This is a genomic window from Streptomyces griseobrunneus (genome assembly GCF_046713465.1).
In the GTDB taxonomy this organism is placed as follows: Bacteria; Actinomycetota; Actinomycetes; order Streptomycetales; family Streptomycetaceae; genus Streptomyces; species Streptomyces microflavus.
Genome location: NZ_CP177080.1, coordinates 3280769 through 3307173, shown reverse-complemented (window position 1 = coordinate 3307173; position 26405 = coordinate 3280769). Strand labels below are relative to the sequence as shown.

29 protein-coding genes, 1 tRNA gene and 1 pseudogene are annotated in these 26405 nt (G+C 73.0%); 18 read left to right on the top strand and 13 right to left on the bottom strand.

Annotated elements, in window-relative coordinates; translation table 11 throughout:
• The first annotated feature begins 65 nt into the window (after positions 1 to 65).
• The 4 genes from ACK8N7_RS14890 (at position 66) to ACK8N7_RS14875 (ending at position 2993) form a co-directional block, all read left to right on the top strand.
• Positions 66 to 521: a VOC family protein gene (locus ACK8N7_RS14890; protein ID WP_403216781.1), complete on the top strand. Its 456-nt coding sequence runs from the start codon at positions 66 to 68 to the stop codon at positions 519 to 521.
• Positions 522 to 578: 57 nt separating this feature from the next.
• Positions 579 to 1532 (top strand): pyridoxamine 5'-phosphate oxidase family protein, encoded by a 954-nt coding sequence (locus ACK8N7_RS14885; RefSeq protein ID WP_500442691.1) that lies wholly within the window; start codon positions 579 to 581, stop codon positions 1530 to 1532.
• A gap of 61 nt (positions 1533 to 1593) precedes the next feature.
• Positions 1594 to 1788, top strand: coding sequence for a ferredoxin (locus ACK8N7_RS14880; RefSeq protein ID WP_015610556.1), 195 nt, complete (start codon positions 1594 to 1596; stop codon positions 1786 to 1788).
• Positions 1785 to 2993, top strand: coding sequence for an NAD(P)/FAD-dependent oxidoreductase (locus tag ACK8N7_RS14875; protein WP_500442689.1), 1209 nt, complete (start codon positions 1785 to 1787; stop codon positions 2991 to 2993). Before ACK8N7_RS14880 ends, ACK8N7_RS14875 begins: the two co-directional genes overlap by 4 nt.
• On the opposite strand, the gene ACK8N7_RS14870 is transcribed toward ACK8N7_RS14875, so the two are convergent.
• Together ACK8N7_RS14870 and ACK8N7_RS14865 are read right to left on the bottom strand one after the other, a co-directional pair.
• Positions 2990 to 3823 carry an enoyl-CoA hydratase/isomerase family protein gene (locus ACK8N7_RS14870; RefSeq protein ID WP_500442687.1) on the bottom strand — a complete coding sequence of 278 codons (834 nt, stop codon included), beginning with the start codon at positions 3821 to 3823 and terminating at the stop codon, positions 2990 to 2992. The genes ACK8N7_RS14875 and ACK8N7_RS14870 overlap by 4 nt on opposite strands.
• A complete protein-coding gene (locus ACK8N7_RS14865) occupies positions 3814 to 6042 on the bottom strand; it encodes an acetate--CoA ligase family protein (protein WP_500442685.1) in 2229 nt (742 codons plus the stop codon). The genes ACK8N7_RS14870 and ACK8N7_RS14865 overlap by 10 nt, the downstream gene beginning before the upstream one ends.
• A 213-nt stretch (positions 6043 to 6255) precedes the next feature.
• Here ACK8N7_RS14865 and ACK8N7_RS14860 point away from each other — a divergent pair.
• Together ACK8N7_RS14860 and ACK8N7_RS14855 are read left to right on the top strand one after the other, a co-directional pair.
• Positions 6256 to 6329 (top strand) — tRNA-Met (locus tag ACK8N7_RS14860).
• A 156-nt stretch (positions 6330 to 6485) separates the two neighbouring features.
• Entirely contained in the window at positions 6486 to 7358 is an 873-nt protein-coding gene (locus ACK8N7_RS14855; protein ID WP_500442683.1) for an NAD(P)H-binding protein, read from the top strand.
• Between the two features lie 27 nt (positions 7359 to 7385).
• Here the strand turns inward: ACK8N7_RS14855 and ACK8N7_RS14850 are convergent, their stop codons facing one another.
• Positions 7386 to 7853 carry a MarR family winged helix-turn-helix transcriptional regulator gene (locus tag ACK8N7_RS14850; protein WP_403216769.1) on the bottom strand — a complete coding sequence of 156 codons (468 nt, stop codon included), beginning with the start codon at positions 7851 to 7853 and terminating at the stop codon, positions 7386 to 7388.
• 67 nt (positions 7854 to 7920) lie between these two features.
• Positions 7921 to 8856, bottom strand: a complete 936-nt coding sequence (locus ACK8N7_RS14845; RefSeq protein WP_403216767.1) for an AraC family transcriptional regulator — start codon at positions 8854 to 8856, stop codon at positions 7921 to 7923.
• A gap of 102 nt (positions 8857 to 8958) precedes the next feature.
• Here ACK8N7_RS14845 and ACK8N7_RS14840 point away from each other — a divergent pair, with 102 nt between their 5' ends.
• Positions 8959 to 9822 carry an NAD(P)H-binding protein gene (locus tag ACK8N7_RS14840; protein WP_500442681.1) on the top strand — a complete coding sequence of 288 codons (864 nt, stop codon included), beginning with the start codon at positions 8959 to 8961 and terminating at the stop codon, positions 9820 to 9822.
• Positions 9823 to 9873: 51 nt separating this feature from the next.
• On the opposite strand, the gene ACK8N7_RS14835 is transcribed toward ACK8N7_RS14840, so the two are convergent.
• Together ACK8N7_RS14835 and ACK8N7_RS14830 are read right to left on the bottom strand one after the other, a co-directional pair.
• A complete protein-coding gene (locus ACK8N7_RS14835; protein WP_500442679.1) occupies positions 9874 to 11433 on the bottom strand; it encodes a M28 family peptidase in 1560 nt (519 codons plus the stop codon).
• Between the two features lie 154 nt (positions 11434 to 11587).
• Positions 11588 to 12478, bottom strand: a complete 891-nt coding sequence (locus tag ACK8N7_RS14830; protein WP_500442678.1) for an NAD(P)-dependent oxidoreductase — start codon at positions 12476 to 12478, stop codon at positions 11588 to 11590.
• A gap of 178 nt (positions 12479 to 12656) precedes the next feature.
• On the opposite strand from ACK8N7_RS14830, the pseudogene ACK8N7_RS14825 reads away from it, so the two are divergent.
• Positions 12657 to 12983, top strand: a pseudogene (locus tag ACK8N7_RS14825) (winged helix-turn-helix transcriptional regulator); the annotation flags it as partial.
• Positions 12984 to 13008: 25 nt separating this feature from the next.
• Here the strand turns inward: ACK8N7_RS14825 and ACK8N7_RS14820 are convergent.
• Both ACK8N7_RS14820 and ACK8N7_RS14815 read right to left on the bottom strand, forming a co-directional pair.
• Positions 13009 to 13461, bottom strand: coding sequence for a hypothetical protein (locus ACK8N7_RS14820; RefSeq protein WP_403216761.1), 453 nt, complete (start codon positions 13459 to 13461; stop codon positions 13009 to 13011).
• 23 nt (positions 13462 to 13484) lie between these two features.
• Positions 13485 to 14678: a flavin-containing monooxygenase gene (locus tag ACK8N7_RS14815; protein ID WP_500442677.1), complete on the bottom strand. Its 1194-nt coding sequence runs from the start codon at positions 14676 to 14678 to the stop codon at positions 13485 to 13487.
• A 182-nt stretch (positions 14679 to 14860) separates the two neighbouring features.
• Between ACK8N7_RS14815 and ACK8N7_RS14810 the strand changes: the two genes are divergently transcribed.
• From ACK8N7_RS14810 to ACK8N7_RS14785, 6 genes are all read left to right on the top strand, one after another.
• Complete coding sequence (locus ACK8N7_RS14810; protein WP_500442675.1) at positions 14861 to 15349, top strand: hypothetical protein; 489 nt, start codon at positions 14861 to 14863, stop codon at positions 15347 to 15349.
• The gene (gene fepB, locus ACK8N7_RS14805; RefSeq protein WP_500442673.1) at positions 15268 to 15954 is read left to right on the top strand and encodes a Fe2+-enterobactin ABC transporter substrate-binding protein; all 687 of its coding nucleotides are present in this window, start codon (positions 15268 to 15270) and stop codon (positions 15952 to 15954) included. The genes ACK8N7_RS14810 and fepB overlap by 82 nt, the downstream gene beginning before the upstream one ends.
• A gap of 2 nt (positions 15955 to 15956) precedes the next feature.
• Positions 15957 to 17009, top strand: coding sequence for a FecCD family ABC transporter permease (locus ACK8N7_RS14800; RefSeq protein ID WP_500442671.1), 1053 nt, complete (start codon positions 15957 to 15959; stop codon positions 17007 to 17009).
• Positions 17010 to 17040: 31 nt separating this feature from the next.
• Positions 17041 to 18075, top strand: coding sequence for a FecCD family ABC transporter permease (locus ACK8N7_RS14795; RefSeq protein WP_500442669.1), 1035 nt, complete (start codon positions 17041 to 17043; stop codon positions 18073 to 18075).
• A 107-nt stretch (positions 18076 to 18182) separates the two neighbouring features.
• A complete protein-coding gene (locus ACK8N7_RS14790) occupies positions 18183 to 18635 on the top strand; it encodes a DoxX family protein (RefSeq protein ID WP_403216749.1) in 453 nt (150 codons plus the stop codon).
• Between the two features lie 46 nt (positions 18636 to 18681).
• A complete protein-coding gene (locus tag ACK8N7_RS14785; RefSeq protein ID WP_403216747.1) occupies positions 18682 to 19116 on the top strand; it encodes a Zn-ribbon domain-containing OB-fold protein in 435 nt (144 codons plus the stop codon).
• Here the strand turns inward: ACK8N7_RS14785 and pspAB are convergent, their stop codons facing one another.
• From pspAB to ACK8N7_RS14770, 3 genes are all read right to left on the bottom strand, one after another.
• Positions 19117 to 19710: a PspA-associated protein PspAB gene (pspAB, locus tag ACK8N7_RS14780; protein ID WP_500442666.1), complete on the bottom strand. Its 594-nt coding sequence runs from the start codon at positions 19708 to 19710 to the stop codon at positions 19117 to 19119.
• A 22-nt stretch (positions 19711 to 19732) separates the two neighbouring features.
• Positions 19733 to 20641 (bottom strand): zinc metalloprotease HtpX, encoded by a 909-nt coding sequence (gene htpX, locus ACK8N7_RS14775; protein ID WP_403216744.1) that lies wholly within the window; start codon positions 20639 to 20641, stop codon positions 19733 to 19735.
• An 81-nt stretch (positions 20642 to 20722) separates the two neighbouring features.
• Complete coding sequence (locus ACK8N7_RS14770) at positions 20723 to 21403, bottom strand: pyridoxine/pyridoxamine 5'-phosphate oxidase (protein WP_403216742.1); 681 nt, start codon at positions 21401 to 21403, stop codon at positions 20723 to 20725.
• A 73-nt stretch (positions 21404 to 21476) separates the two neighbouring features.
• Between ACK8N7_RS14770 and ACK8N7_RS14765 the strand changes: the two genes are divergently transcribed.
• Together ACK8N7_RS14765 and ACK8N7_RS14760 are read left to right on the top strand one after the other, a co-directional pair.
• Positions 21477 to 21755: a type II toxin-antitoxin system Phd/YefM family antitoxin gene (locus ACK8N7_RS14765; protein WP_094212323.1), complete on the top strand. Its 279-nt coding sequence runs from the start codon at positions 21477 to 21479 to the stop codon at positions 21753 to 21755.
• Positions 21748 to 22152, top strand: coding sequence for a PIN domain-containing protein (locus tag ACK8N7_RS14760; RefSeq protein ID WP_403216740.1), 405 nt, complete (start codon positions 21748 to 21750; stop codon positions 22150 to 22152). Before ACK8N7_RS14765 ends, ACK8N7_RS14760 begins: the two co-directional genes overlap by 8 nt.
• 88 nt (positions 22153 to 22240) lie before the next feature.
• Here ACK8N7_RS14760 and ACK8N7_RS14755 read toward each other — a convergent pair whose 3' ends face one another.
• Positions 22241 to 23431 (bottom strand): thiolase C-terminal domain-containing protein, encoded by a 1191-nt coding sequence (locus tag ACK8N7_RS14755; RefSeq protein WP_403216738.1) that lies wholly within the window; start codon positions 23429 to 23431, stop codon positions 22241 to 22243.
• A 163-nt stretch (positions 23432 to 23594) separates the two neighbouring features.
• On the opposite strand from ACK8N7_RS14755, the gene ACK8N7_RS14750 reads away from it, so the two are divergent.
• Both ACK8N7_RS14750 and ACK8N7_RS14745 read left to right on the top strand, forming a co-directional pair.
• A complete protein-coding gene (locus ACK8N7_RS14750) occupies positions 23595 to 24821 on the top strand; it encodes an acyl-CoA dehydrogenase family protein (RefSeq protein ID WP_500442664.1) in 1227 nt (408 codons plus the stop codon).
• On the top strand, positions 24821 to 25306 hold the full coding sequence (locus ACK8N7_RS14745) for a nitroreductase family deazaflavin-dependent oxidoreductase (protein WP_403216734.1): 486 nt from the start codon (positions 24821 to 24823) through the stop codon (positions 25304 to 25306). The genes ACK8N7_RS14750 and ACK8N7_RS14745 overlap by 1 nt, the downstream gene beginning before the upstream one ends.
• 115 nt (positions 25307 to 25421) lie before the next feature.
• Here the strand turns inward: ACK8N7_RS14745 and ACK8N7_RS14740 are convergent, their stop codons facing one another.
• Positions 25422 to 26069 carry a TetR family transcriptional regulator gene (locus ACK8N7_RS14740; protein ID WP_403216732.1) on the bottom strand — a complete coding sequence of 216 codons (648 nt, stop codon included), beginning with the start codon at positions 26067 to 26069 and terminating at the stop codon, positions 25422 to 25424.
• Positions 26070 to 26405: the final 336 nt, after the last annotated feature.

The following is a 26405-nucleotide window of genomic DNA, read 5'->3' as shown; positions in this document are numbered from 1 at the left end:
TTAAAGTCGGTTTCACTGGTTGCGAGGCGGCCTCGCGGCCCTGACCGAAAGCATGGGGACCGACCATGAGCAAGGCGAAGAACCTGAGGACCGGCCACATCGGCCTCAACGTCACCGACCTGGACCGTTCGATCGCCTTCTACCGCGAGGTCTTCGACTTCGAGGTGCAGGGCGAGGGCAAGGACGGCGACCGCCGCTGGGCCTTCCTCGGGCGGGACTCCCGGCTCGTGGTGACCCTGTGGCAGCAGAGCGAGGGCACCTTCGCCCCCGCGCTGCCGGGCCTGCACCACCTCTCCTTCCAGGTCGACACCGTCGAGGAGATTCGGGCCACCGAGGAGGTCCTGCGCTCCCTGGGCGCCGACTTCGCCTACGACGGGGTCGTACCGCACGGGGAGACCGGCACCTCGGGCGGCATCTTCTTCACCGACCCCGACGGCATCCGCCTGGAGATCTACGCGCCCACCGGCGCGGACCCCGCCGAAGCCCCGACCTCCGGGGCCCCCACCTGCGGCTTCTTCTAGGCGACAGGCGCAGCACGGGTCACTTCTCGGCGGGGGCAGAACCAGAAAGGCGGAACCATGGGCGGCTACCACCACGGCGAGATCGCCGTGCAGGAGCGGGCGGGCTTCGCCCGTCAGGCCGGACACGCGCAGGGCGCCATCGGCAACACCGTTCCCGACGTGGCGGTGGCGTTCCTCGCCGAACAGCCCCACGTGGTGGTGGGCGGCACGGACGAGCGGGGCCGGGTCTGGGCGACCCAGCTCACCGGGGGGCCGGGCTTCCTGACCGTTCCCCGGCCGCAGACCCTGCACATCGGGGCGCTGCCCCCGCCGGAGGACCCGCTCGCGGCGGTCCTGACCGGAGCCGGAGCCGGAGCCGGGGCCGGAATCGGCTTCGGCACGGAGCCCGCCCGGATCGGCATGATCGGCATCGAACCGGCCACCCGGCGCCGGATGCGGATGAACGGCCGGGCGGTCCGCGACGGCCACGGGCTGCGCGTCGAGCTCGACCAGGTCCTCTCCAACTGCCCCAAGTACATCCAGAAACGCGACCACCACCCGGCCGCGGACCCGGACGCGCCGACGCCCCGCAAGGCCGTCGACAGCACGGAGCTGAGCCCTGAGCAGCAGCGGACGCTACGGGCCGCCGACACCTTCTTCATCGCCACCACCGACGACCGGGGCGACGCCGACGCCTCGCACCGGGGCGGCAACCCCGGCTTCGTCCAGGTGGTCTCGCCCCGGCTGCTGCGCTGGCCCGACTACGCGGGCAACGCCATGTTCCTGACCCTGGGCAACCTCGAACTCAACCCGGCCGCCGGTCTCCTCGTTCCCGGCTGGGAGACCGGCACCTCCCTGCACCTGACGGGTTCGGCCCGCACGGTGTGGGACGGGGAGGAGGTGGCCCGCCACCCCGGGGCGCAGCGGCTGGTGGAGTTCGAGATCGCCGCCGTACGGGAGGTCGCGGCGGCCTCCCCGCTGCGCTGGTCCGCGCCCGCCTTCTCCCGCTTCAACCCGCCGACGGCCGGCTGAAGCCCCACCGTGCCACTGACACCGCACCCGCACCCGCACCCGCACCCGATACGGAGTCACCATGCAGATCACCGTGGACCTGGATCTCTGCGAGAGCCACGGAAGTTGCGTCTTCGCCGCCCCCGGGATCTTCTCGTTCGACGACGACGACTACCTCCTGTACGAACCCGCGCCGGACGACGGACTGCGCGGTGCGGCCGAGAAGGCCGCCGCCTCCTGCCCGGTCCGCGCCATCACCGTGGCCGCCGCCCCGTGAGCGCCGCCGGCCATCCGCGCGAGGTGGTGATCGTCGGGGCCTCGCTGGCGGGGCTCCGGGCCGCCGCGACCCTGCGGGCCGAGGGGTTCGGCGGACACCTGACCCTCGTCGGGGCGGAGCAGTACACCCCTTACGACCGTCCGCCGCTCTCGAAGAAGTTCCTGACGGCCGCCGACCCGGCCGAGACCAGGCTGCCGGTCCCCGACGACCTCCGGGCCCGCTGGCTGCTGGGACGGGCCGCGGTCCGGCTCGACCCCTACAGCCGGATCGTCACCCTCGCCGACGGCACCCGGCTGCCCTACGACGGGCTGCTGATCGCCACCGGAGCCGCCGCCCGGTCCGGCGCGGTGCCCGGCGAGCCCGGCCCGGAGCAGGGCGTGTTCACCCTGCGCGACCGCGACGACGCGGTGGCTCTGCGGGCCGCGCTGGCCGCCGGGCGGAAGCTGCTCGTGGTCGGCGCCGGGTTCCTCGGCGGCGAGGTCGCCGCCGCGGGCCGGGCGCTCGGGCTCGATGTCACGCTCGTGGAGGCCGGGGCCGTACCGCTGGAGCGGGCGGTGGGCGCGGAGGCGGGCGCGTTCGTGGGGATGCTCCACCGGGAGGCGGGCATCGACCTGCGCACCGGCACCACGGTCACCGCGTTCCGCACCGGCCAGGACGGAGCGCTCACGGGCGCCCGGCTGGCCGACGGGCGGACCGTCGCGGCCGATGTCGCCGTACTGGCCCTGGGTGCGGTCCCGGCCACCGGATGGCTGGCCGGATCGGGGATCGAGGCGGCCGGCGGGGTGCCCTGCGACAACCGGCTGCGGGCCCTGTTCCCGGACGGTACGGCCGTGCCCGGTGTGGTCGCGGCGGGCGACGCGGCCCGGGTCCCGCAGCCCCTGGCGGGCGGCGACGCGCCTGCCCCGGGCCACTGGTCCGGCGCGGTGGAGCAGGGCACGGCGGCCGCCCGTACGCTGCTGCTGGGCGAGGCGGCCCCGGTCTTCGACGAGGTGCCGTCCTTCTGGTCCGACTTCCACGGCGTCCGGCTCCGCTCGGTGGGCCTCCCGGGCCTGGCGGACACGGCGAAGGTCCACGAGTGCGACCGGGACGCCCGGCGGCTGGAGGTCAGCTACCACCTGGGCGGCCGGCTGGTCGGCGCCCTGACCATCGGCCGGACCTCCCGACTCGCCGCCTACCGGAGGGTGTTGGCCGAACCCACGCCCTAATGCCCGCGGTACACCGGCGTGCGGCGCTCGACGAAGGACGCCACCCCCTCGTTGGCGTCCCGGGTGGTCATGTTGATCTCCTGGGCGGCCGCCTCCGCCGCGAAGGCCGTCGCCCGGTCGCTGGTGAGCGCGTCGTTCACGAGCTGCTTGGTCAGGGCGATGGCCCGGGTAGGCCCGCAGGCCAGCCGCCCGGCCCACTCGGCGGCGGCGGCGCCCAACTCATCTGCCGGAACTGTGCGGTTGACCAGCCCGATCCGTTCCGCGTCCGCCGCCGTCAGGGCGTCCCCGAAGAACATCAGCTCCTTCGCGCGCTGCGGGCCGATGAGCCGGGGCAGCAGATAGGCGCCGCCGCCGTCCGGGACGAGCCCGCGGCGGACGAAGACCTCGATGAACTTCGCCGTGTCGGCCGCCAGGACCAGATCGCAGGCGAACGCCAGATGCGCGCCGATCCCGGCGGCGGTCCCGTTGACGGCGGCGATCACCGGTTTCTCGCAGTCCAGTACGGCGGCGACCAGCCGCTGCGCGCCGAGCCGGATGGTCCGGGCGACATCCCCGGGCATCCGTTCGCGGGTCTGCGCGGGGGTGCCGCGCAGATCGGCACCCGCGCAGAAGCCCCGGCCGGTGGCGGTGAGCACGACGGCCCGTACGGCGGGGTCGGCGGAGGCGTCGGCCAGCAGGGCGATGACACGTTCGCGCTGCTCCCAGGTGACGGCGTTCATGGCCTCGGGCCGGTTGAGGGTGATCCAGGAGACGCCGTCGGTGGTGGTGCGGTGGAGGACGGTGGACTGGGGGGCTCCCTGTGCCTGTGCCGATTCCGGGCTCACCGGCACACCGCCAGCGCGTCCAGGGCCACCGCGCCCTGTCCGCGCCCCAGCACCACCAGCGGGTTGATGTCCAGCTCGGTCAGGTCGTCGCCGAGCTCCAGGGCCATCCGCTGGACCCGCAGCACCACCTCCACGAGGGCGTCCACATCGACGGGCGCCCCGCCGCGCACGCCCTGGAGCAGTGCCCGGCCGCGCAGCTCGCCGAGCATGTCCCGGGCGTCCTTCTCGCCGAAGGGCGGCACCCGTACCGCCGTGTCGTGCAGCACCTCCACCAGGACCCCGCCCAGCCCGACCGTGACGGTCGGCCCGAAGAGGGCGTCGTGGGTGACGCCGACCATCATCTCGACGCCCCGGTCGATCATCTGGCAGACGAGGATGCCGTCCAGGTCGACGGATTCGAAGCGGGCGATGTCGGTCAGCTCGCGGTAGGCGTCGCGGACCTGGCTGGCGGAGGTGAGGCCCGCCTTGACCAGGCCCAGCTCCGTCTTGTGGGCGAGCCGGGGGCCGGACGCCTTCATCACGACGGGGTAGCCGACCGGACCGGCCGCCCGGACGGCACCCGCCGCGCTGGTCACCAGCTGCTCGCGCGGCACCCGGATCCCGTACGCGCGCAGCAGCTGCTTCGCCGCGTGCTCGCTGAGCTGCTGGCCCGGCCGCATCAGGCCCTGCGCCTTGCGGAAGGAGGGGGAGGGGGTGCGCGGGGCCTCGTCGAAGGGGGAGCGGTAGCCGGTGGCGAAGCGGTGGTGGTCCAGGTGTGCCTTCACGGCGGTGATGCAGTTGGAGAACGTACGGAAGGTGGCGACGCGGGACGAGCCGAGGAGCGTGGTGCGGTAGGCGTCCTCGGTGCCCACGGGGGAGCCCCAGACCACGCAGACCAGCTTGTCGGTGGCCTCGGCCGCGTCCACCAGGTCCTGGGCGAGCCGGTCGCTCATGGGAGGGAACGGGCCGGTGATCGGACAGATCAGGACCCCGACGGACGGGTCGGCGAGGATCGCGTCGATGATCTTCCGGCCGCGCCGGTCGCCGACCGGGTGGCCGCCGTTGTCGATGGGGTTGGCGACGTTGAGGTAGCCGGGTATCCAGGTGTGCAGCTCGTCCTGCTTGGCCTGGGGGAGCGGCGGCAGGGTGAGCCCGGCGGCGGTGGCCAGGTCCGCGAAGTGGGCGCCGGTGCCGCCGGAGATGGAGTACACGGCGACGCCCTCCGCGCGGGGCGGCCGGGCGCGGGCCAACAGGGCGGCGGTGTCCTGGAGTTCGTCGAGCCCGTCCACCCGGACAACCCCGAACTGCCGCATCGCCGCGTCCACCACCTGATCCGCCCCGGTCAGCTTCCCGGTGTGCGAGGCGGCGGCCTCGGCCCCGGCCTCCGTACGCCCCACCTTCACCGCGACCACCGGCACCCCGGCGCGGGCGGCCCGGTCGGCGGCGAGCAGGAAGGAACGGCCGTCCTTGAGCCCTTCCACGTAACAGGCGATCGCCCCCACCTCGGGGCGCTGGGCGAAGTACGCGATGAAGTCGGCGGTCTCCAGATCGGCCTCGTTGCCCGTGGGCGCCCAGTGCGAGAGCCGGATGCCCAGCTCCTGGAGGGAGTGCAGCGGCCGCCCCTGGTGCCCGGACTGGGTGATGAGGGCGATGGCGGGGCCCTCCAGGTCGTCGCGGAACTCCTCGAAGGCGTTCAGGTTGGTGTTCGGCCCCAGCAGCCGCAGCCCGGAGCGTTCCACGGCGGCCGCCAGCCGGGCCTGTGCCACTGCCCCCGCCTCCCCTGTCTCGGCGAACCCGGAGGCGAAGGCCACGGCGAAGGGGACCTTGGCCTCCGCCAGCTCCTCGATCACCGGGAGCGGGTCGGCGACCAGCAGGACCGCGAGGTCGACGGGCTCGGGCAGCTCGGCCACGGAGGGGACGCAGGGCCGCCCGAACACGGTCTTCCGGGTCGGGTGCACGGGGTGGAGCCGCGCCCCGACGCGCTCGGCCCAGGCGATGAGCTGCCGGGTGATGCCGGTGTTGGGGCGTCCTTCGGTGTCGGAGGCGCCGACGACGGCCACGGAGCGCGGCCGGAAGAAGCGGTCCAGGTCGGGCACGGCCAGGTGCAGCGGCCGCCCGCTGACATCGAGCCCGCCCTGCCGCGTGGCGGTGGGCAGGCTGACGACGGAGGCGTGCGGCTCCTCGCCGCAGGCCACCACCCGGGCGCGGAAGTCGGTGGTGAGGGTGCCGTGAGTCGATCCAAGCATCGTTCCGCCACTCCTGCTCGATGGTCCGCCGGCCCGGTGTCCGTGTGGGGGGCAGGCGCAATTGGCTGACGCCCTGTCAGGTTACTGAACTGACGGCCCGTCAGGAATGGTCGTGCAGGCAAAGGCTCCGGGTGGTGCGGGGCGGCGGGGGCGCGGTGGCCGCCCGGGGTGGTCATGGGGCGGCGCGAAGTGGCGTAGAGTCGGGTCTACCGACGCGGGGTGGAGCAGCTCGGTAGCTCGCTGGGCTCATAACCCAGAGGTCGCAGGTTCAAATCCTGTCCCCGCTACTGAAGGATGAGGCCCGGATCCCCTGGATCCGGGCCTCATCCGTGTGCCCCCCCTCCAGGGACCCCGACCCTGCCCTCCCGGGGGCCGGACAGGCGGACATCCCTCCCGGACGCTGAGCCATGGCGGGGCGCGGGGGACCGGGCGACGCTTGAGCCATGACACAGACAGCAGACGCAACGCCCGTACTTTCCCCCGTCCTGGTGACCGGCTCCACAGGCAAGACCGGCCGCAGGGTGGTGGCCCGCCTCCGCGAGCTGGGGGTGGAGACCCGGGCGGCCTCCCGGTCCGGGGGGACCCGGTTCGACTGGGAGGACCCGGCCACCTGGGCGCCCGCCCTGGAGGGGGCCGCCGCCGTCTACATCGTCCCGCTGGACACCGTGCCCTCCCCGACGCCCGCCTTCGTCGAGCAGGCCGTCGCGGCCGGGGTGCGGCGGCTGGTGCTGCTCTCGGCCCGGGGGGTGGACGTACCGGGCTACTTCGGCCCCGGCGTCTACGAGGACGGGGGCCCGCACTTCCACGGCGAGGAAGCCGTGCGCTCCTCCGGCCTGGCCTGGACGATCCTGCGGCCCGGCTGGTTCGCCCAGAACTTCAGCGAGGGCGTCTTCCTCGACGGCGTACGAGCCGGAGAGCTGACCCTGCCCGTCGGGGACGGCGAAGCCGCGTACATCGACACGGACGACATCGCGGCGGTGGCGGTGGCGGCGCTCACCCAGGACGGCCACGACGGCGAGGTGTACGAGCTGTCGGGCCCCCGCGCGCTGGGCATCGCCGACGTCCTGGACGAGATCGCGAAGGTGACCGGGGTACGCGCCTCCTACGCCCCGGTCGAGGAGGCCGTGTACCGGGAGGGCCTCGTCGCGCACGGCATGTCGGAGGTGGAGGCCTCGCTCTGGATGGCCGCCCTGGAGCCGATCCGCACAAGCCGGGAGGCCCCGCTGAAGGACGGCGTCCACCGCGCCCTGGGCCGCTCCCCGCGCGACATCGCCGACGTCTTCCGGGACGCGACGGCGGCGGGGTCCTGGGGCTGAGGGGCCTGGGACTGAGGGGGCGGGCGGCTAGTCCGGGGCGTCGCCGGTGTTGCGGATCATCTGCTGGAGCACCCGGAGGGCGGTGACGTAATCGGCGTCGTCGATCCCCCGGTGGATGCGCTCACGGATGGCCGGGGCGTGCCGCTTGAGTCCCACCCGGGCCTCCTCGCCCGCCTCGGTGATCCACAGCCGCCCGTCACCGTCCCGGGTGAGCCATCCACGCTCCACCAGCGCCTTCGACTCGGCGGTCAGGTCGTCCTCGGGCCGGATGTAGCTGCGCATGGCGTGCTGAAGCGCGGGGACGGTCATGCCGTCGCCGTCGGGGGAGAGATCGTTCCTCGACAGATTGCGCAGCAGCCAGAACTGGGGCTGGGTGAAGCCGAGTTCGGCCTGCTGGTCCCGGGTGAACGCAATGAGCGCCTCGTAGGCCAGGCCGGTCCAGTAGGCGGCGGGCTGGGCGGCGAGTTCGGCGTAGGTGAACTGATGATCCGTCATGAGTGCTGCCTCGTCCTCGGGGTTGTCCGCTGATGAGCCCAACGTAGAACCTCAAGTTAAGTTGACGTCAAGAGGTGCGGAGGCCTCCCTGCCGGTACGCGCTCGGGCTCTCGCCCCGGAGCCGTTTGAACGCCGCGCTGAAGCCGAACGCGTCCGCGTAGCCGACCCGCCGGGCCACCGCCGCCACCGTCAGCTCCGGGCGGGTCAGGAGGTCGGCGGCGAGGGTCATGCGCCACTCGGTCAGGTACGCCACCGGGCCGTCCCCGACCAGCTCCGTGAACCGTTTCGCCAGGGTGGTCCGCGACACCCCCGCCCGGGCCGCCAGCTCCGCCGTCGTCCAGGGGTGGGCCGGGTCCTCGTGCATCGCCCGCAGCGCGGCCCCCGCGACCTCGTCGCCGAGGGCGCCGTACCACCCCGGCGGCTCGGCCTCCGGCCGGTCGAACCAGTCCCGCAGGGTGCACACGAGCATCCAGTCCAGCAGCCGGTCCAGCACGATCTGGTGCCCGGGCCGCGCGCCGCCGATCTGGGCGACCAGGTAGTCGCGCAGCGGCCCGCAGTCGTCCTCGTCGGGCACGACGAGGACCGGCGGGAGGGCCCGGAGCAGCCGCAGGGGTACCTCCGCCTGTACGTCGTAGGCGGCGGCCAACAGCACGGTGGGACCGGCGAGTTCGGAGCCGTGGCCGTCGGGGGGTGCCAGGTCGTCGCCCCAGCGCACCTCCCGTACGCCCGGGGCGGTCACCGGCACCGTCGCACCCGTGCTGTTCGCCGGGTCGTCGGTGAAGGTGAACGGCGCCGGCCCCCGTACGATCGCGGCCTCCCCGAAAGCCAGCCGCAGCGGCTCCCCGCCCTCCGGCACGATCCACCCGGCACCCCGCATCGGCAGGCACAGCGTCAGGTAGGCCCCGTCCGTGAAGCGCAGGGACCACGGTGGCCACAGCACCGACCGCCCGAACACCGCACCCTTGCCCCGCACGCCACGCAACAGTTCGTCGAACACGTCCATGGCGCCACGATAGGCAGAAACTTCGGGCGTCCCGGACGCTCACCTATGCACTGCGGACGGACGCCCATGGTTCGGGTGGCCCCCGCGCGGTGGACTTGCCCCATGACAGCGAAGACCGGCACGCACCGCGCCCCGTCCACCGTCCTCGTCCTCGGCGCCACCGGCAAGACCGGCCGCCGGGTCGTGGACCACCTGCGCGCCTCCGGGACGGCCACGGTCCGGGGGGCCTCCCGCTCCGGCGAGGTCCGGTTCGACTGGACGCTCCCCGACACCTGGGAGCCCGCCCTCGCGGGAGCCGGGGCGGTCTACCTCGTGGCGCCCGACGACCCCTCCCCCGTACGGGAGTTCGTGCGGCGGGCCGCGGCGCTTGGCGTACGCCGCTTCGTGGCGCTCTCCGGCCGCGGCATCGAGAAGGCGGGGGATGAGGGGTTCGGCCAGGGCATGGCGGCCGGTGAGGCCGCGGTCCAGGAGTCCGGGGCCGAGTGGACGCTCCTGCGCCCCAACAACTTCTTCCAGAACTTCGACGAGGACCTGTGGCTGGCCCCGCTCCGGGCCGGCCGGCTGGGTCTGCCGATCGGGGACATGCCGGAACCGTTCATCGACGCCGGTGATGTGGCGGAGGTCGCGGCGGCGGTCCTCACCGAGGACGGTGACCGCCACGCGGGCCGCACCTACGAGCTGTCGGGCCCCCGCGCCCTCACCTTCGCCGAGGCCACCCGCACCATCGCCGGGGCGGCGGGCCGCCCGATCCGCTACGAGGAGCTCACCCCGGCCGCGTACCGCGCCGAACTCCTTTCCGAGGGCTGGCCGGAGGCGGCGGCCGACGGGCTGGGCGCCATGTTCGCCCTGCACCGGGCGGGCCACACCACCGAGGCCACCGACGACGTCCGCCAGATCCTGGGGCGGGCCCCGGCCGACCTGGGACCGTGGGCGCGGGGCGTTGCTGCGCGGGGAGTGTGGGCGTAAGGGGGGCGGTCTCCGGACCCCCGGTCGGGGCCCGGAGACCGTACTACTCGGTCACCTTGTGCTCGTACCCGTCGTCGCGTCCGCATCCGTCACGTACGACTGCGGCGCCTGCCGCCCGGCGGCGGCCGGCGGGTTCTTCAGGGAGCCCAGGTCGTGGGCGTACGTGCCCACCGCGTTGGCGATGACGTCGATGTTGATGCCGAACGCCCTCGTGTTGATGTTCCTGAGCGTGTCCCCGGCCGCGTGGTAGTTCACGTCGAACGCGACCCCCGCCTCGCCGCCCCACTTCGCCGCCTCGGCCGGTGTCTTCAGCGCCTCCATGCCGGAGAACGTGCCGCCGGAGGGGATCCCCGCCAGAACGAAGGGGTGGTAGTCCGAGCGGCCGATGAAGGGCGTTCCGGCGGTCGGGAGCCCCCGGTTGCCCAGGAACGTGGTGATGTCACGTTCGAGCTGGGCCGAACCCGTAGGGCCTTCCGGGAAGTTGAGGCCGTCGGAGTTGTCGCCGTCGAAGACGAACAGGCCGTAGTTGGGCGAGGCGATGTTCTCGAAGTTCAGATAGAGCTTGATCTTCTGCCGCTCGGCGGGCGTCAGGCTCTCGACGTAGTGCGCGGAGCCGAACAGGCCGCTCTCCGCCGCCGACCACCAGGCGAACCGCACCTTGTTGCGCGGCTGCTTCTCCTTCTTGGCCAGTTTCAGTGCGACGTCCAGCAGGCCGGCCGCGCCCGAACCGTTGTCGTTGATGCTCGGGCCCTCCTTCACCGAGTCCAGGTGCGCCCCGAGCGCCACGGTGCTGGCGGCGTCGCCGCCCCGCGTCTCCGCGATGACGTTCCTCGTGGTGCGGGTCTCCTGGAGCTGGCGGACCTCGAAGGAGATGGTCACCGGGCCGTTGGCGAGGTCGGCGGCGAGCCTGTCCCCGTCCGGCTTGGAGAGCCCGGCGGTGGGGATCTTCACGGTGGCCGGGTCGCCGAGCGTGCCGGACAGCGGACCGTACCCGGCGTCGATGTTGTTGTAGATGATGGCCCCGGCCGCGCCCGCCGCTGCGGCCTGTTCCTGCTTGACGCCGAAGGTGCAGCCGCCGCGCTTGATCAGCGCGATCCTGCCGGTGAACGCGCCCGCCGCGTAGTCGCCCGGTTCGCAGCCGGTGGTACCGTCCTCGTCGACCGGCGGCGCTGCCAGCTCGGCCGTAATCCCGCCGACCGGCGTCGACTTCGTGTACGTGAGCGCCTTGATCTCGGCGTCGAACGGTGTGGGGGAGACGGCGGAGAGCTTCTCGGCCAGCGTCTCGGTGTAGATGAAGTCGAACTTCTGGGACGAGACGCGGTACCCGGCCGCCTTCAGCAGTGTCTGCACATAGGCGGCGGAGGTCTCGTGCCCCAGTGATCCGGCGACACGGTGACCGCCCGTCGCCCGGGCTATCGCCTGTAAGGCCACGAGGTGCTTGCGGGCGTCCTTGGCGGACGCGTCACGCACCAGCGCCTTCGAGAGGGCGGCGGCGTCCTGGCCCGCCCTGTCCTTGTGGGCGGAGGCGGGCGATGCCGAGGCCAGCAGAAGAGGGGCCACCAGTGCGGTGGCTGCCAGGGCGGCGACGGATCTTCGAACGGAGGCGCTCACAGAAGTCCTTCCCGGTACGGACAAGATGAGGGGAAGTTAGCGATCTACGTGCCTCCCTGTGAACACCTGTGCCACAACTCAGTGCATTAATCACACAGTTGTCATCATGTCGCCGTAGTCACTCCTGCGTGGCCTTGATCTACGCAGGTGTGATCTACGCGGGGTGCACCGGGCTGCCGAGCACCTCGGTCAGGGCCGAGATGCTGTGGCCGCCATGACCGGCGGCGACGGCCCGCCGCAGCAGGTCGTGGAACGGCCGGTGCCAATGCACGTCGAGCCCCGCCTCCTCGGCGAACGCCTTGTCGTGGGCGGCGCCGGCCAGGAACAGGTCAACCGAGGACGCGCCGTCGCTGTAGTCGCCCCGGTCGATCTCCCCGGCGAAGACCGGGAGGAGCGCGTTGATCATCTCGAACCACTTGACGCCGAACCGCACCATCGAGGCGGCGTCGAGCCCGCGGGCCCGGAGCGCCGCCGCGCCCTGGAAGAAGCCGACGAGTGCGGGGAGCAGCGTGCCGCCCACCGCCATCTCGTACAGCGCTGCGAGATCGGGGTCGGCGCCGAGGTGGACGGTGTCGCCGCCCAGCACCCGCAGGGTGGCCGCGTGCTCGTCGAAGACGCCCCGGTCGCCGCCGTAGTAGAGCAGGGTGTCCTCGGCGCCCACGGCGGACGGAACGTTCTTGACCGCCCCGCCGAGATAGCGGGCGCCGTACCCGGACGCCCAGCCGGCCATCGCGCGGGCATCGGCCGGCGACCCGCTGTTCAGGGTGACCAGTGTGCGCCCCTCGACCGCCGCGGCGGCCGGCCCCAGCGCCTCGACGGTGGCATCGAACGTGGTCAGGCAGGCGATGACCAGGGGGCTCGCCGTGACGGCCTTCTCGACCGTCCGCGTCTGCCGGGCCCCGAGCGCGACCAGCGGTCCGCCCTTCGACGTGGTCCTGTTCCAGACCGTGGTCGGGTGCCCCGCCCTGACGTACGCCTCGGCCAGCGCGCGGCCCATCGAGCCCAGGCCGATCACGGTCACGGGTGTGCGGGGGTGCTCGGTCATGGGGCGCTCCTGAGGGGAAGCCCGTTCACTCGTTGCATGAAGGGGCGCGAAGTGCGGCCGTCGGGGCAGGAGTTGAGTGGTTCCTGCGCGCCGCCCGTTCCATGCTGCGGGGGCACTGAATCTTCTGCAAGTACCTACAATTCTGTTCGGTACCCACAGTTCTGTCAGTGGAGGGCTCATGCCGAAGCGGAGTTACACCTGCGGACTGGACGCCGCCATCGACGTCATGGGAGGCAAATGGAAGGGCCTGATCCTGTTCTGGCTCGACGAAGGGCCCCTGCGCTTCGGGGAGTTGCGCCGGACCGTGGCCGGGATCAGTGAGCGCATGCTGATCCTGCAGCTGCGCGAGCTGGAGGCGAACGGCCTGGTCCACCGCGAGGTGCACCAGCAGGTGCCGCCGAAGGTGGAGTACTCGCTGACGGAGTTCGGCCGCTCGCTGATCACCGCTCTCACCCCGCTCGGTGAGTGGGGCGAGGAGAACATGGAGCGGCTGGAGGGCCTCCCCGTAAGCCAGGCCGTTCAGCCGGGGCTCACCGCTCCGGCCACAGCTGGAACAGCCAGACCTCCAGCGGGACTTCACGCGGAGTCGGCTCGGGGAACTTCTGGTCCTCCTCGGGGGCGAGCTCCCGGCTCCGGTGCAGGAGACGGAAGCGGTACTGGCCGGGCGTGACGGGCGCGGACTCCTTGAAGAAGCCGAAGAGGTCCAGGACGGCCAGGCGCTCCTCCAGCGCGGCACGGAACTCGCGCCGGTAGGTCCAGAGGCCCTCCTCCGGCTCCGGCGGCTCGCCGGACCACGACTCCAGCCGTACGAGCGGGTGGTGGTCGGTCCAGACGGTGGAGAGGTACAGCCCGGCCCCGGGGACCCGGATCCGCTCGTCGTCGGCCGGCGGCTCGTCGAACCACATCGTGCCCACTTGGACCGTCCGGTGGTCCACCCGCGGCCGGATGTCGTCCCGGCGGATCATCCGTGGCGTCTGCGGCACCTCTGCCTCCTCCGGGCGCGGCCTCAGTGGGCCCGTGCCACCCTCTTGGCGATCTTCCCGGCGTCCAGGGCCAGTTCGCGAAGCATTCCGCTGATCGGGTTGGTGAAGCCGGTGAAGTAGAGGCCCGGGGTCTGCTCGGGGGTGCGGCCGCCATGGGTGACCGGGCGGCCCCGCGCGTCCAGCACGTCCAGGTGGCCGAGCAGCGGCTCCAGGGCACGGGTGTAGCCGGTCGCCGCGATCACGGTGTCCGGGGTGAGGCGGGTGCCGTCGGCCAGGACCACCGCGTCCTTGTCGAAGGAGGCGACGGTCGCCACGGGGGTCACCCGGCCGGCCTTGACCGCGTCGATCAGGCCGACGTCCTGGACCGGGATCGCACCCTCCCGGACCCGGGAGTACAGGCCCGCCTCCGGGCGCGGCAGCCCCTGGGCGGCCAGGTCCGGTACGGCGATCCGGGCCATGACGGCCCCCGCCCGGTCGACGAGCCGCACGGGCAGCCGGCGGACCAGGATGCCGGTCGCCTGGGCGGGCCAGCCCGCCGTGGAGCGGCGCACGATGTGCGGGGCGGTGCGCACCGCGATCCGTACCCGGGAGGCCCCGCCCTCCGCCAGGTCCGCCGCGATCTCCGCGCCCGTGTTGCCGATGCCGACCACCAGGACGTCCTTGCCGGCGTACGGGGCCGGGTTGCGGTACTCCGCCGCGTGCAGCAGCTCGCCGGAGAACGTGTCGCGCCCCGGCCAGTCCGGGATGCGGGGGGTGTGGTTGAAGCCCGTGGCGACGACGACCGCGCGGCCCCGCAGGACCCGGCCGCCGGTGGCGGTGAGCTGCCAGTCGCCGGAGCCGTCGGGGGCCGGGTCGATCCGGTTCACCTCGACGCCCGTCACCACTTCCAGCTCGTGGTGCTCGGTGTACTTCTCCAGGTACCGCACCACGTCGTCCCGGCCCACCCACCGCCCGAACCTGCGCGGCATCTTCAGCCCCGGCAGCGCCGACCAGCGGCGCGTGGTGTGCAGGTGCAGCCGGTCGTAGTGGCCGCGCCAGGAGGAGCCGACCCGGTCCGACCTCTCCAGGACCACCGCCCGTACGCCGCGGGCGCGGAGCGCGGCGGCGGTGGCGAGGCCTCCGGGGCCGCCGCCGATGACGTAGACGGGCCGGTCGTCCGTGCGGTCGGTGAGGGCGACGGCGTCGGTACTGCCTGTGGGGGACGGGCTGTTGGGCATGGTTCGGAGCGTAATCGCCCGCTCTGTTGATGGGTCTCGGTCAAGGTGGGAATCGATTGCGAATTGATCACGGGGGGCGTGATGGGGCGATTGCGTACCGTTCGCACCCCACGCGCCCCATCTAAGGTAAGGCTAACCTTGCTTCAATTGATGTGAGGTGACCATCGCGGGGTCTTCGCGCGGTGCAGTGCTGTGCGCCCGCCCGGCGGTCGAAGGGGTGGGACGACGGATATGAACGGCAGACAGTCGGACCGGTCGGCGACCGGTCGCGGCGGATTCTCCGGGCTCCGGGCCGGAGTCAGGAGTGCGGCGGTCCTCGCCGCCGGCTCCTCGCGCTCACCGCCTGCGGTGGCGGCGGGAGCGACGCGAACGCCACGGGCGACAAGTCCGGCGGGGACAAGGCGGCTGCCGCCACCCGCTCCGTCGAGCATGACGCCGGAACCGCCGAGAAGGTGCCCGCACAGCCGAAGCGCATCGTCTCGGTCAGCGTCACCATGACCGGCCACCTGCTGGCCCTCGACGCCCCGGTCATCGCCTCCCAGGCCACCCCGCCCTCGGTCATCACCGACAAGCAGGGCTTCTTCACCCAGTGGTCCGACGCCGCCGCCAAGAACAGCGTCAGGTCGCCTACCAGGGCTTCGAGCCCGACGTGGAGAAGGTCCTCGCGCTGAAGCCGGACCTCATCATCGGCGCCTCCTCCGGCGCGGAGAACGCCGAGAAGTTCTACGACAAGCTCTCCGTCGTCGCCCCCACCCTCCTCTACCGCCACGACGACGTCTCCTGGCAGGACCTGACCACCCGCCTCGGCAAGGACCTCGGCCTGGAGAAGCGCGCGAGCGAGGTCGTCGCCGCACACGAGAAGCGGGTCGGCGAGGTCAAGGCCGCCATCACCGTGCCGAAGCAGTCCGCCGCCCTGGTCCGGGACAACCAGTCCGCGATGACCGTCCTCACCCCCGAGTCCGCCCAGGGCCGGCTGCTCACCTCGCTCGGCTTCACCGTCCTCGAACCGCCCGCCGGCAAGGGCCAGACGCAGGGCGGCCGTTCGGACTTCGCGGAGTTCAGCCAGGAGAAGGTCGCCGACACCGCGAAGGACAGCTCGCTCCTCTTCGTCAGCCACACCCCCGAGGAGATCACCGCGGCCACCGCCCGCCCGGTCTGGAAGGACCTGGCCGCCGTCAAGGACAAGCGGGTGTACGACCTCGGCCTGGACACGTTCCGGCTGGACTACTACAGCGCGGGCAACCTGATCGACAAGATCGAGAAGGCCTTCGGCTGACGGTGGTCCGCAAAAAGCCTGCCGCACGCGCGCGATACGCCGCCGGGCTCACGGCGGGGCTGGTCCTCCTGGCCCTCGCCGTGGGCGCGCAGCCCGTGCCCCCGGCCGAGGTGCTGGCCGCGCTGTTCGACCCGGACGCCCCGCACGCCTCCCTCGTCCGGGAGGTCCGGGTGTCGCGCACGCTCCTCGCCGTCACGGCCGGGGCGGCGCTGGGCCTGGCGGGGGCGGTGATGCAGGGGATGTCCCGTAACCCCCTGGCCGACCCCGGCATCCTCGGCGTCAACACGGGGGCCGCCTGCGCGGTGGTCGCCGCGACCGTCCTGCTCGGTACGCGCTCGCTCCAGGCCGTCGTCTGGTGGGCGCTGCTCGGGGCGGCCGTCGCGGTGGTGGTGGTGTATCTGCTCGGCGGCCGGGGCGCGGGTCGCGGCACCCCCGAAGGGCTCGTGCTCGCGGGGGTGGCCGTCACCGCCGTGCTGGGGGCGGTGGTCAGCGGGCTGGGGGTGCTGGACGCGGACGCGTACGGAACCCTGCGCATCTGGTCGGTGGGCACCCTCGCCGGACGCGAACTCCCGGTGCTGTGGGCTGTGCTGCCCTTCCTCCTCCTCGGCGCGGTGCTCGCGCTCACCGTCGCGCCCGCCCTCGACGCGTTGGCCCTGGGCGACGAGGCGGGCCGGGCGCTGGGCGTCGCCCCCGGCCGCGTACGCCTGCTCGGGACGCTCGCCACGGTGCTGCTCAGCGGCGCGGCCACCGCCGCCATCGGCCCGGTCGGCTTCATCGGCCTGGTCGCCCCGCACGTGGCCCGCCTGCTCACCGGCCCCGACCACCGCCGCCTGATGCCGTACGCGGTCCTCATCGGCGCGGGCCTGCTGCTCGTGGCGGACATCGTGGGCCGGGTGATCGCGCGCCCGGCGGAGATCCAGGTGGGCATCGTGACGGCGTTCGTGGGCGCGCCCGTACTGATCTGGCTGATCGGCCGCAACCGGCGGTCCGACTCGCGGAAGCCGGGCGGTCGCAGCAGGCGGCCCGCCTCCCGGAAGGAGGTGGTGATGCCTTGAGCGCGCTTTCCCGGACCGCGGTGGTGACGCCATGAGCGCGCTGTCCCGGACCGCGGTGGTACGAGGCCTGGCCTTCGGCGGCCTCTCTCTCCGCATCCGCCCCCGCCCCCTCGCCATCACCCTCCTCCTGACCCTCCTAGCGGCGGCCAGCGGCGCGCTCGCGCTGACCCGGGACGGACTCGTACCACCCGCCGAGGTGCTGGGCGCACTGTTCGGCGCGGGCTCGGAGCAGGCCGCGTTCGTGGTCCTGGAGCTGCGGCGGCCCCGGGTGGCCCTCGGGCTCGTCGTCGGCGCGGCGCTCGGCGCTGCCGGGGCGCTGTTCCAGCAGCTCTCCCGCAACCCGCTCGGCAGCCCGGACATCGTGGGCTTCAACTCCGGTGCGGCGACGGGCGCGTTGCTGGTCCTGCTGCACGGCGACCCGGCGTACGTGGCGGCCGGAGCGGCGGGCGGCGGCCTGGCCACGGCTGTCATCGTCCAACTCCTCGCCCGGCGGGGCTCGTTCCGGGGCAACCGGCTGATCCTCGCCGGGATCGCGGTCGGCTCGCTGCTGGCCTCGGTCAACGCGTACCTGCTCACCCGGGCCGCCCTGGACCACGCCCAGTCGGCCCGGCTCTGGCTGATCGGCAGCCTCGGCTCCACCGAACGCCACCAGATCCTCCCCGCCACCTTGGCGCTGGTGGCCCTCCTGCTGCTCGCGCTCCCCACGGTCCGCCGCCTGGACCTGCTGGAGATGGGCGACGAGGCGGCGGGCGGCCTGGGCGTCGACGCGGGCCGGACCCGGGCGCTCGTCCTCCTCGTCGCGGTCGGGCTGAGCGCGGTGGCGGTCTCGGTCGCCGGACCGATCGTGTTCGTGGCCCTCTGCGCGCCCCAACTGGCCCGCCGCCTCAGCCGCGGTACGGGAACGGGGCTGCTGCCCGCCGCCGCGATGGGGGCCCTGCTGCTCTCGGCCTCCGACCTGGTGGCCGTCACGCTGCCGACGGCGGGACCGCTTCCGGTCGGTGTGGTGACCGGTGCGCTGGGCGGGGTCTACCTGGCATGGCTGCTGGGGCGCAGGCAGCGGCGCTGAGGCGGGACGTACGAGTGGTGCGTGACCGGTGCGCACCCCTTGCGCGAGCGGCCCGCATCCGCTGAACTGACGTACCGTCAGTTCTTGAGGGACCCGGAGGCCGCCCGATGCAGACGATCTGGCTCAGTGGTACGGAATGGCTCGCCGTCCTGCGGATAGGCCTCGGCCTGTGGTGGCTGGAGAGCTGGCGGCACAAGGACAGGAAGGGCTGGTTCGAGCGCGGTACGGGCATTGCCTGGGCGGCGGACGTGGCGGGCAAGCACCGGTGGGGTGTGGTCCGCACCGGCTTCCGGCGGGTCGTCGAACCACGCCCGAAGCTGATCGCGTACGTCGTCGTCTACGCCGAACTGGCCCTGGGGCTGGGCCTGGTGGCGGGATTCCTGACCCCGGTCGCCCTGGTCGCCGGCCTCCTCCTCAACCTCCTCTACCTGGTCCTGATGATCCACGACTGGGCCGAGCAGGGGCAGAACGCGATGATGGCGCTGATCTCGCTGGTGGCCCTGGCCGCGATGGCGTGGCAGACGTGGTCGCTGGACGCGGCGTTCGGGCTGTTCCTGTGAGCCCGGGAACGCCGAAAGGGCGCGCGGCGCCTTCTGGGCTGTTCCGGTGAGCCCGGAACGCGCGGCGCCCCCGCGCTTCGACCTCCCCGAGCCGGACGCCTTCACCCGCCCGTACTGGGACGCGGCGGGGGAGGGACGGCTGCTGATCCGCCGCTGCGCCGGGTGCGGCCGGGCGCATCACTACCCGCGCGAGTTCTGCCCGTACTGCTGGAGCGAGGACGTGGAGTGGGAGCACGCGAGCGGGCACGCCACCCTCTACACCTGGTCCGTCGTCCACCGCAACGACCTGCCGCCCTTCGGGGGCCGCGTCCCGTACGTCGCCGCCGTGGTCGGCCTGGCGGAGGGGCCGCGGATGATGACGGAGGTCGTGGAGTGCGCGCACACCGACCTCCGCATCGGGATGGGCCTGACGGTCACGTTCCGGGGCGGGGGTGAGGGTGAGGGCGGGGAGGCCGTGGCGGTCTTCCGGCCGTCGCCCTGATCACAGCCCGGGCGCCCCCCACACCGGGAACCATCGGGACAGGTCCTTCTCCACCCGGAGGTCGTCGCCGAGGGCGCCCCTGATCTGGAGTTCGAGCTGGTTGTCCCGCTTCTCGGCGCCGCCGGGCAGCGGGGCGAACGGGTAGAACGTGCCGCGCCTGTAGAGGTAGACCAGCGCCAGCGACCGGCCGTCGGCGCCCTCCAGGTCCCGGAAGCCGATCAGCGAGCACAGCAGGTGCGGGCCGAAGCCGCCGTCCTGGAGCAGGGTGTTCACCGCGTGCAGGTCGTTGACCAGGCCCGCCGTGTCGTCGGCCGGGTGGCTGGCGAGCAGCCAGGTGTAGCCGTACGCGTCGCGGCTGAACTCCACCGGGATGCCGCCGCGCTCCGTGTCCGCGTCGAGCAGCTCCCGTACGTCCTCCTGGAGGCGGGCGAAACCGCCTCCCTCCACCCCGGCGAAGCAGACCGAGCCCAGGCCGGTCGGGGTGAAGCCGGTGGCGGCCTGGAGGGTGAGGGCGGCCGAGGGGACGGCGAAGAGCTGGTCGAGGTCGGGGCGGACGGGTTTGCTGCGGCCGAGGATGGCGTCGAGCAGGCCCACGGAGGTAACTCCTTCGAATGGCTCAGCGGGACAGGTCGGTGGAGATGCGCGACAGCTGGTCCAGGCGCTGTTCCAGCGTCGGGTGCGAGGAGAAAAGCCGGCCGAGGGACTCCTTCGCGGAGAACGCGGGCATGAAGTAGAACGCGTTGTACGGCTCCGCCTTGCGCAGGTCCTCGGTCGGGATGCGGGCCATCTGCCCGCTGACCTTCGTCAGGGCCGAGGCGAGGGCGGAGGGGCGCCCGGTGAGGAGCGCGGCGGCGCGGTCGGCGGAGAGCTCGCGGTAGCGGGAGAGCAGCCGGGTCAGCAGAAAGCTGATCGCGTACACGACGGCGCTGATCAGCGGGATGAGGAGGAGCAGGATGCCCGCCGGGTCGTTGCCCGGCCGGCTGCGGGCGAAGCCGCCCCACAGGGCGATGCGGGTGATGATGCCAGCCAGCACGCCGAGGAACGAGGCGATCGTCATGACGGCGACGTCCCGGTGGGCGACGTGCGACATCTCGTGGGCGAGGACCCCCTCCAGCTCCTCCGGCTCCAGTCTGCGGAGCAGGCCCGTCGTCGCGCAGACCAGGGCGGTCTTCTCGCTGCGGCCGGTGGCGAACGCGTTCGGCACGTCACTCTCGGCGATGGCCACCTTGGGCTTGGGCATGTCGGCCAGCGCGCAGATGCGGTCGATGGTGCCGTGCAGCTCGGGGGCCTGTTCGGAGGTGACCTCACGGGCGCCCATCCCGTACGCGGCGATGCGGTCGCTGAACCAGAACTGGGCGATGAACAGGCCGCCCGTGATGATCAGGATGATCGGCCAGGACCCGCGAAGGGCCGCGAGGAGCACGCCCACGAAGACGACGTAGAGCAGACCGATCAGGAACATGGTGGTGACCATGCGGCCGGTCAGGCCCCGGTCCGGGGCGTAGCGGGAACGGGCTCGTGGCATCGGTACCTCCCAGCGGCTCTCCTGCCTCCCATAGTGCCCTCTTCCTGTTGAAACCGGGTTAAGGCGGCCGTAGGGGGTGGATCAGGGCCAGAGCAGCTCGCGGGTCCAGGTGCCGTCGTCCGTGCGGCGGTAGCGCAGCCGGATGTGCCGGCGCCGGGCGTCGCCCTGGAAGAACTCGGCCTCGGCCGGCTCGACCACGTACCGGGTCCAGGTCGGAGCCTCGGCGTCCGGTTCCGACCGGGCCCGCTCCCAGGCCGCGTCCGCCGCCCGGTGGAGGTCGGCCACCGACTCCACGACCTCGCTCTGGGTCCCGGTCAGGGCGGCGGCGAGGGCCCCGGTGGACCGGGCGTGCAGGTCGGCGTGGCTCTCGGCCGGGGTGCAGCGGACGACGGGGCCCCGGACCCGTACCTGCCGTCCCAGCGCGGGCCAGTAGAAGCCGAGCGCGGCGTACGGGCGGACGGCGAGCTGGTGGCCCTTGGCGCTGGTGGCGTGCGAGGCGAAGTGGAAGCCCCGCTCGTCCGCGTCGTGCAGGAGCAGGGTGCGTACGTCGGGGAGGCCCTCGGCGTCGGCCGTGGCCAGCGTCATGGCGTGCGGCTCGGGCTGCCCGGCGCCCACGGCGTCCGCGAACCAGCCGTGGAAGAGGGGGAGGGGGGAGGGCGGGGCGGTCGCCGGGTCGAAGGACGGCAGCTCGGTGTCCCAGACGCGCTGGGCGTGCAGGAGGTCGCGGAAGGGGCGCGGGGTGGGGGCGGGGGCTTCGCTCATGGTGGCCATTGGACCGCACCGGCCTCCTCCACGTCCTGTAGCGCGATGAGACACGCCGCGCTACGGTGGGTCCATGAGGACCATCACACAGCGGGAGTTCCGTAACAAGTCCGCAGAGGTCATGGACGCGGTGGAGGGCGGTGAGACCTTCCACATCACCCGGAACGGCATAGAGGTCGCCGAACTGCGTCCCCTCAGTCGCAAGAGGCAGCTCGGTGCCGAGGAGCTCGTGGCGCGCCACCGGCGGCTGCCCCGAGTGGACGGTGCGCTGCTGCGCCGCGAGGCGGACGAGTTCTTCGGTGCGGAGGACCGGGTGGGCGACGACGACGTATGGGAGCGCAACGGTGGCTGAACGGCACCGCGCGGGAGTGCTCGACACCTGCACGTACATCGACCTCGATGTGCTGGAGCCGGAGCGGCTGCCCCTGCTGCCCGTCCTCACGGCCGTTTCGCTGGCCGAACTCCAGCAAGGGGTGGCCATGGCGAAGGACCCGCTGGTGCGGGCCGCGCGGATGGAGAAGCTGGGGGCGGCAGTGGCCGACTTCGAGCCGCTCCCCTTCGACGCGGACGCCGCCGCGCGCTACGGGACCCTCGTCACGCTCGTCCTCGCGGCCCGGCGCGACCCTCGGCCGCGACGGCTGGACCTGATGATCGCGTCCATCGCATCGGTCCGGGATCTGCCGCTCTACACGCGCAACGCCGACGACTTCAAGGGGCTGGAGAGCGCGGTCAGGGTCGTCGGAGTGTGAGGCAGACAGGCGAGACGGAGGGCCGAGCGGGCGCTGACCCGTGAGGCCCCCCGCCCCAGCACCACCGTCCCCCCACCCCCTCACCCCCTCACCCTCGCCCCAGCACCACCGTCCCCGACGAGCAGAACCAGCCGCCCGTCCCCGAGGCCACCGCCAGCTCCGGGAGGCGGCCCCCGGGCTTGTGGACCTGGCGGGCGCCGGCCTCGCCGCGTAGTTGGCGTACCGCCTCCACCAGCAGGAACAGTCCGCGCATCCCTGGGTGGCAGGCGGAGAGGCCGCCGCCGTCCGTGTTCACCGGGAGCTCGCCGCGCAGGCCCGTGCGGCCCTTCTCCACGAAGGCACCGCCCTCCCCCTTCGCGCAGAAGCCCAGGTCCTCCAGCGTCACCAGCGTCATATAGGTGAACGCGTCATATATCTGGGCGACGTCGATGTCGGCGGGGCGCACCCCGGCCCGTTCGAAGGCCAGGCGGCCCGAGACGGCCGCGGGGGAGACCGTGAAGTCCTCCCACTCCGACATCGTGGAGTGGGAGGCGTGCTCCCCGGTGCCCAGGATCCAGACGGGCGCCTTCGCCGTGTCCGGTACGTACTCCTCTGCCGCCAGCAGCACCGCGCACCCCCCGTCGCTGCGGATGCAGCAGTGCAGCTTGGTGAACGGGTCCGCGATCATCGGGCCGGAGAGGACGTCGTCGACCGTGATCGGGTCCCGGAACATCGCCTCCGGGTTCGCCGCCGCGTTCGCCCGCGCCGTCACCGCCACCTCGGCCAGCTGCTCCAGCGTCGTGCCGTACTCGTGCATGTGGCGGCGGGCGGCCATCGCGTACTTGGCGATCAGCGAGTGCCCGTACGGAACCTCGAACTGCAACGGCCCCCGCGCCCCGAACGACAGGTTCGACGTGCGCCGGCCCGCCTTGATGTCGGCCCGTGCCGTCGACCCGTAGACCAGGAGCACCGCCCGCGCCCGGCCCGCCGCGATCGCGTCCGCCGCGTGGGCGGCCATCACCTCCCAGGTGGCGCCGCCCACCGCCGTGGAGTCGACCCAGGTGGGCCGCAGCCCCAGGTACTCCGCGACCTCCACCGGGGCCAGCGTCCCGAGCCCGGCCGAGGCGAAGCCGTCGACCACCGAGCGGTCCAGGCCGGAGTCGGCGAGTGCGCGGCGGGCCGCCTGGGCGTGCAGGGCGTACGGGGTGGCGTCGTCGACACGTCCGCAGTCCGCGAGGGAGATGCCGACGACAGCGACCTTGCGCGGGCGGGAGGCAGGCGGGGCAGGCTGGGCAGACATGAATCTGACGGTACATCAGATCGAAAAGGGCGCAACCGTGCCGTGCGCGTGACTTCCGCACCCCTGTCTCTGTGCGGGACCCTGGGAATCGCCGTCCCCCGCACCTAATATGACGGTCCGTCAGATCAGGGGCCGCCGGTTCCTGAGGGGAAGGAGCCCGACCATGGACGCCGCCTTCACCGCGGAACAGGACGAGATCCGCCGTACCCTGCGCGACCTGCTCACCAAGCACGGCGGACCCGGCGAGGTCCGCGCCGCCGTGCGGACCGCCGAGGGCCACGACCCGGCCCTGTGGCACCGGCTCGCCCAGGAGCTCGGGCTGCCGGGGCTCGCCATCGCGGAGGAGTACGGCGGCGCCGGCTGCACCGCCACCGAGCTGGCCCTCGCCTGCGAGGAGACCGGCCGCGCCCTGCTGCCCTCCCCGCTGCTCGCCACCGCCGTACTCGCCGCGCCCCTCATCACCGCCCTGGGGACCCCGGAACAGCGGGCCGAGCTGCTGCCCCGCATCGCCGGGGGGACCCTGACCGCCGCCCTCGCGGTACCCGGCGGGTCGATGGCCGCCGCCCTCGGTCTCACCGCCGACAACCGCGCGGCCGCCTGGGCGGGCGGCGGGCGGGCGGGCGGCATCCAGGCCCGCCCGGACGGGGACGGCGGTGGGGGCGGGGGCAGCGACGGCGGCTGGCGGCTCTACGGGGAGGCCGACCGGGTGCTCGACGGACACAGCGCCGGGCTCCTCCTGGTCGCCGCCCACACCGGGGGCTATCCGCGCAGCCGCACGCTGCTCTTCCTCGTGTCCGCCGAGGCCGAAGGGCTGGCACGTACCCGGCTGACCTCGATGGACGAGACCCGGCCGCTCGCCCGTATCGAGCTGCGCGACGCCGCGGCCCGGCTCCTCGGGACGGACGACGGCACGGACGTCTGCGGCGCGCTCGCCGACACCGGGTGCGGCGCCGCCGCCGTCCTGGCGGCCGAGGCGGTCGGGGCGGCGGCGGGCGCGCTGGAGCGGACCGTGGCGTACGTGAAGGAGCGCGAGCAGTTCGGCCGGGCCATCGGGTCGTTCCAGGCGGTCAGACACCGCCTCGCCGACCTGTACGTACGGGTGGAGGCGGCCCGCTCCGCCGCGTACTACGCCGCCTGGGACCCCGCGGCGGGCCCGCTCGCCCTGGCCCAGGCGCTGGAGGCGGCCCGGATCGTGGCCGGTGAGGCCGTACAGCTGCACGGCGGTATCGGCTTCACCTGGGAGCACGAGGCGCACCTGTACGTGAAGCGGGCGGCGGCGGACGAGCTGCTCTTCGGCCCCGTACACCGGCTGCGCGACCACGCGGCGGGGCGGGCCGGGCTGTTCGGGGCCGTAACGGCGGACGGTCCTGTGCACGGGGTGGCCGTCTGATGGCCGGTGCCCGGGCCGCCCGGCTCATCCAGAAGGTCTCCTCGACCCGCGCCTTCGCCCGCATCGCCCCGCACGTCGTCCCCGTCATGGACCGCACCGTCCACCGGCTCACCCGGGGCAAGGTGCTGCCCAGCGCCCGGATGCTGCCGGGGCTCGTCCTGACGGTGCCGGGGGCGCGCAGCGGGCAGCCCCGGGTGACCCCGCTGGCCTGCATGCCGGAGGGGGAGGCGGAGAGCACCTGGATCCTCGTCGGCAGCAACTTCGGCCGTACGGCGCATCCGGCGTGGACCGCGAATCTGCTGGCCCGCCCGGAGGAGGCCGTCATCAGCTGGCGGGGCCGGGACATCCCGGTGCGCGCGCGGCTGCTGGAGGGGGCGGAGCGCGAGGAGGTGTGGCGGGTGGCGCTGACGTTCTGGCCGCCGTACGCCGCGTACCAGGCGCGGGTGGAGCGGCAGATCCGGCTCTTCCGGCTGGAGCGGCGGTAGTTCGCCGCCCACCGGTTCCGTCGGGTCCGGGAACACCGACGGCGGACCACTGGCAGGGGTGCGTGGTGGTCCGCCGTCGGTGAGACAGGACGTGCCGGTAGGGCGTGCCGGTGGGCTACTTCGTGGGCTTCTTGCCGGTGATGCCGAGGTGCACCAACAGCGCCAGGTTCGGGCGCAGTTCGGCCTGCTTCACACCCCAGGTGGTGAACCCCTTCTGGTGCGAGGCGACCGCGGCCAGCATCGCGACCAGGGAGCCCGCCATGGCCGCGGGGCTGATGTCCTTGTCGACCTTGCCCTTTGCCTGGAGCTCCTTCACCGAATCGGTGAGGGAGTTGGTGACCGAGTTCAGGATCTTCATGCGGATCTTGTAGAACCGCTTGTCCCCCTCGGCCGCGCCGAGGTCGATCACACGGAGGATCGCGTCGTTGCGGCGCCAGAAGTCGAGGAACCCTTCGACGAGTTCCTCGGCCGTCTGCCAGCCTGCCTTGCCGATCCAGGGTCGTCCGGCGACCAGTTCGGTCAGTCCGGCACCCTCCTTGGCGACTTCCTCGGCGATTTCGAGGACGGCGCCCTCCACGTCGGGGAAGTACTGGTAGAAAGTCGCGGGTGAAGTCCCGGCCTTCCGGGCGACGTCGATGACTTTGACGTCCCGGTACGGCGAGGAGCTGAGCATCTCGCTGAGGCAGTCGAGCAGCTTCTGCCGCGTCGCCTGACCGCGTCGACCGGCCACGCGGCCGTCGACGGTACGTACTTGTCCTGTCATGCCGTCAGCTTACCGAGGGGCGATGGGAGCGCGATTCGGCCGACTGCAAATGGGGAACGCCGCAGGACCGGCGGGGTGCAGGGGTGTGCGGCGAATGTTTTCGGCCGCTGTGGTGGAGGTGCGTGCGGGGGCCGGGCCCGGGGCCTGTTTCCGGCCGCTCGGCCGGTTCACGGTCGACGGGTGAAAGTGTTATCAACAGCCTGTGGACAACTTCGGTGGACAACTTTCGTCCACATGGTGACCACGTCTTCACTGTCCGAGCAAATGTTCCCTATGGGTGTGTTCGGCATCCGTCCGGAGTGCGTTCGGCGCCCGCCGGGGCGCGCCGGACCGGGT

What these genes read in the sequence shown, in the direction of transcription:
- ACK8N7_RS14890 (WP_403216781.1), top strand. Translation starts at nt 66, where the DNA reads ATGAGCAAGGCGAAGAACCTGAGGACCGGCCACATCGGCCTCAACGTC.
- ACK8N7_RS14885 (WP_500442691.1), top strand. Translation starts at nt 579, where the DNA reads ATGGGCGGCTACCACCACGGCGAGATCGCCGTGCAGGAGCGGGCGGGC.
- ACK8N7_RS14880 (WP_015610556.1), top strand. Translation starts at nt 1,594, where the DNA reads ATGCAGATCACCGTGGACCTGGATCTCTGCGAGAGCCACGGAAGTTGC.
- ACK8N7_RS14865 (WP_500442685.1), bottom strand. Translation starts at nt 6,042, where the DNA reads ATGCTTGGATCGACTCACGGCACCCTCACCACCGACTTCCGCGCCCGG.
- ACK8N7_RS14855 (WP_500442683.1), top strand. Translation starts at nt 6,486, where the DNA reads ATGACACAGACAGCAGACGCAACGCCCGTACTTTCCCCCGTCCTGGTG.
- ACK8N7_RS14850 (WP_403216769.1), bottom strand. Translation starts at nt 7,853, where the DNA reads ATGACGGATCATCAGTTCACCTACGCCGAACTCGCCGCCCAGCCCGCC.
- ACK8N7_RS14845 (WP_403216767.1), bottom strand. Translation starts at nt 8,856, where the DNA reads ATGGACGTGTTCGACGAACTGTTGCGTGGCGTGCGGGGCAAGGGTGCG.
- ACK8N7_RS14840 (WP_500442681.1), top strand. Translation starts at nt 8,959, where the DNA reads ATGACAGCGAAGACCGGCACGCACCGCGCCCCGTCCACCGTCCTCGTC.
- ACK8N7_RS14830 (WP_500442678.1), bottom strand. Translation starts at nt 12,478, where the DNA reads ATGACCGAGCACCCCCGCACACCCGTGACCGTGATCGGCCTGGGCTCG.
- ACK8N7_RS14815 (WP_500442677.1), bottom strand. Translation starts at nt 14,678, where the DNA reads ATGCCCAACAGCCCGTCCCCCACAGGCAGTACCGACGCCGTCGCCCTC.
- ACK8N7_RS14795 (WP_500442669.1), top strand. Translation starts at nt 17,041, where the DNA reads ATGAGCGCGCTGTCCCGGACCGCGGTGGTACGAGGCCTGGCCTTCGGC.
- ACK8N7_RS14790 (WP_403216749.1), top strand. Translation starts at nt 18,183, where the DNA reads ATGCAGACGATCTGGCTCAGTGGTACGGAATGGCTCGCCGTCCTGCGG.
- htpX (WP_403216744.1), bottom strand. Translation starts at nt 20,641, where the DNA reads ATGCCACGAGCCCGTTCCCGCTACGCCCCGGACCGGGGCCTGACCGGC.
- ACK8N7_RS14770 (WP_403216742.1), bottom strand. Translation starts at nt 21,403, where the DNA reads ATGAGCGAAGCCCCCGCCCCCACCCCGCGCCCCTTCCGCGACCTCCTG.
- ACK8N7_RS14765 (WP_094212323.1), top strand. Translation starts at nt 21,477, where the DNA reads ATGAGGACCATCACACAGCGGGAGTTCCGTAACAAGTCCGCAGAGGTC.
- ACK8N7_RS14755 (WP_403216738.1), bottom strand. Translation starts at nt 23,431, where the DNA reads ATGTCTGCCCAGCCTGCCCCGCCTGCCTCCCGCCCGCGCAAGGTCGCT.
- ACK8N7_RS14750 (WP_500442664.1), top strand. Translation starts at nt 23,595, where the DNA reads ATGGACGCCGCCTTCACCGCGGAACAGGACGAGATCCGCCGTACCCTG.
- ACK8N7_RS14745 (WP_403216734.1), top strand. Translation starts at nt 24,821, where the DNA reads ATGGCCGGTGCCCGGGCCGCCCGGCTCATCCAGAAGGTCTCCTCGACC.
- ACK8N7_RS14740 (WP_403216732.1), bottom strand. Translation starts at nt 26,069, where the DNA reads ATGACAGGACAAGTACGTACCGTCGACGGCCGCGTGGCCGGTCGACGC.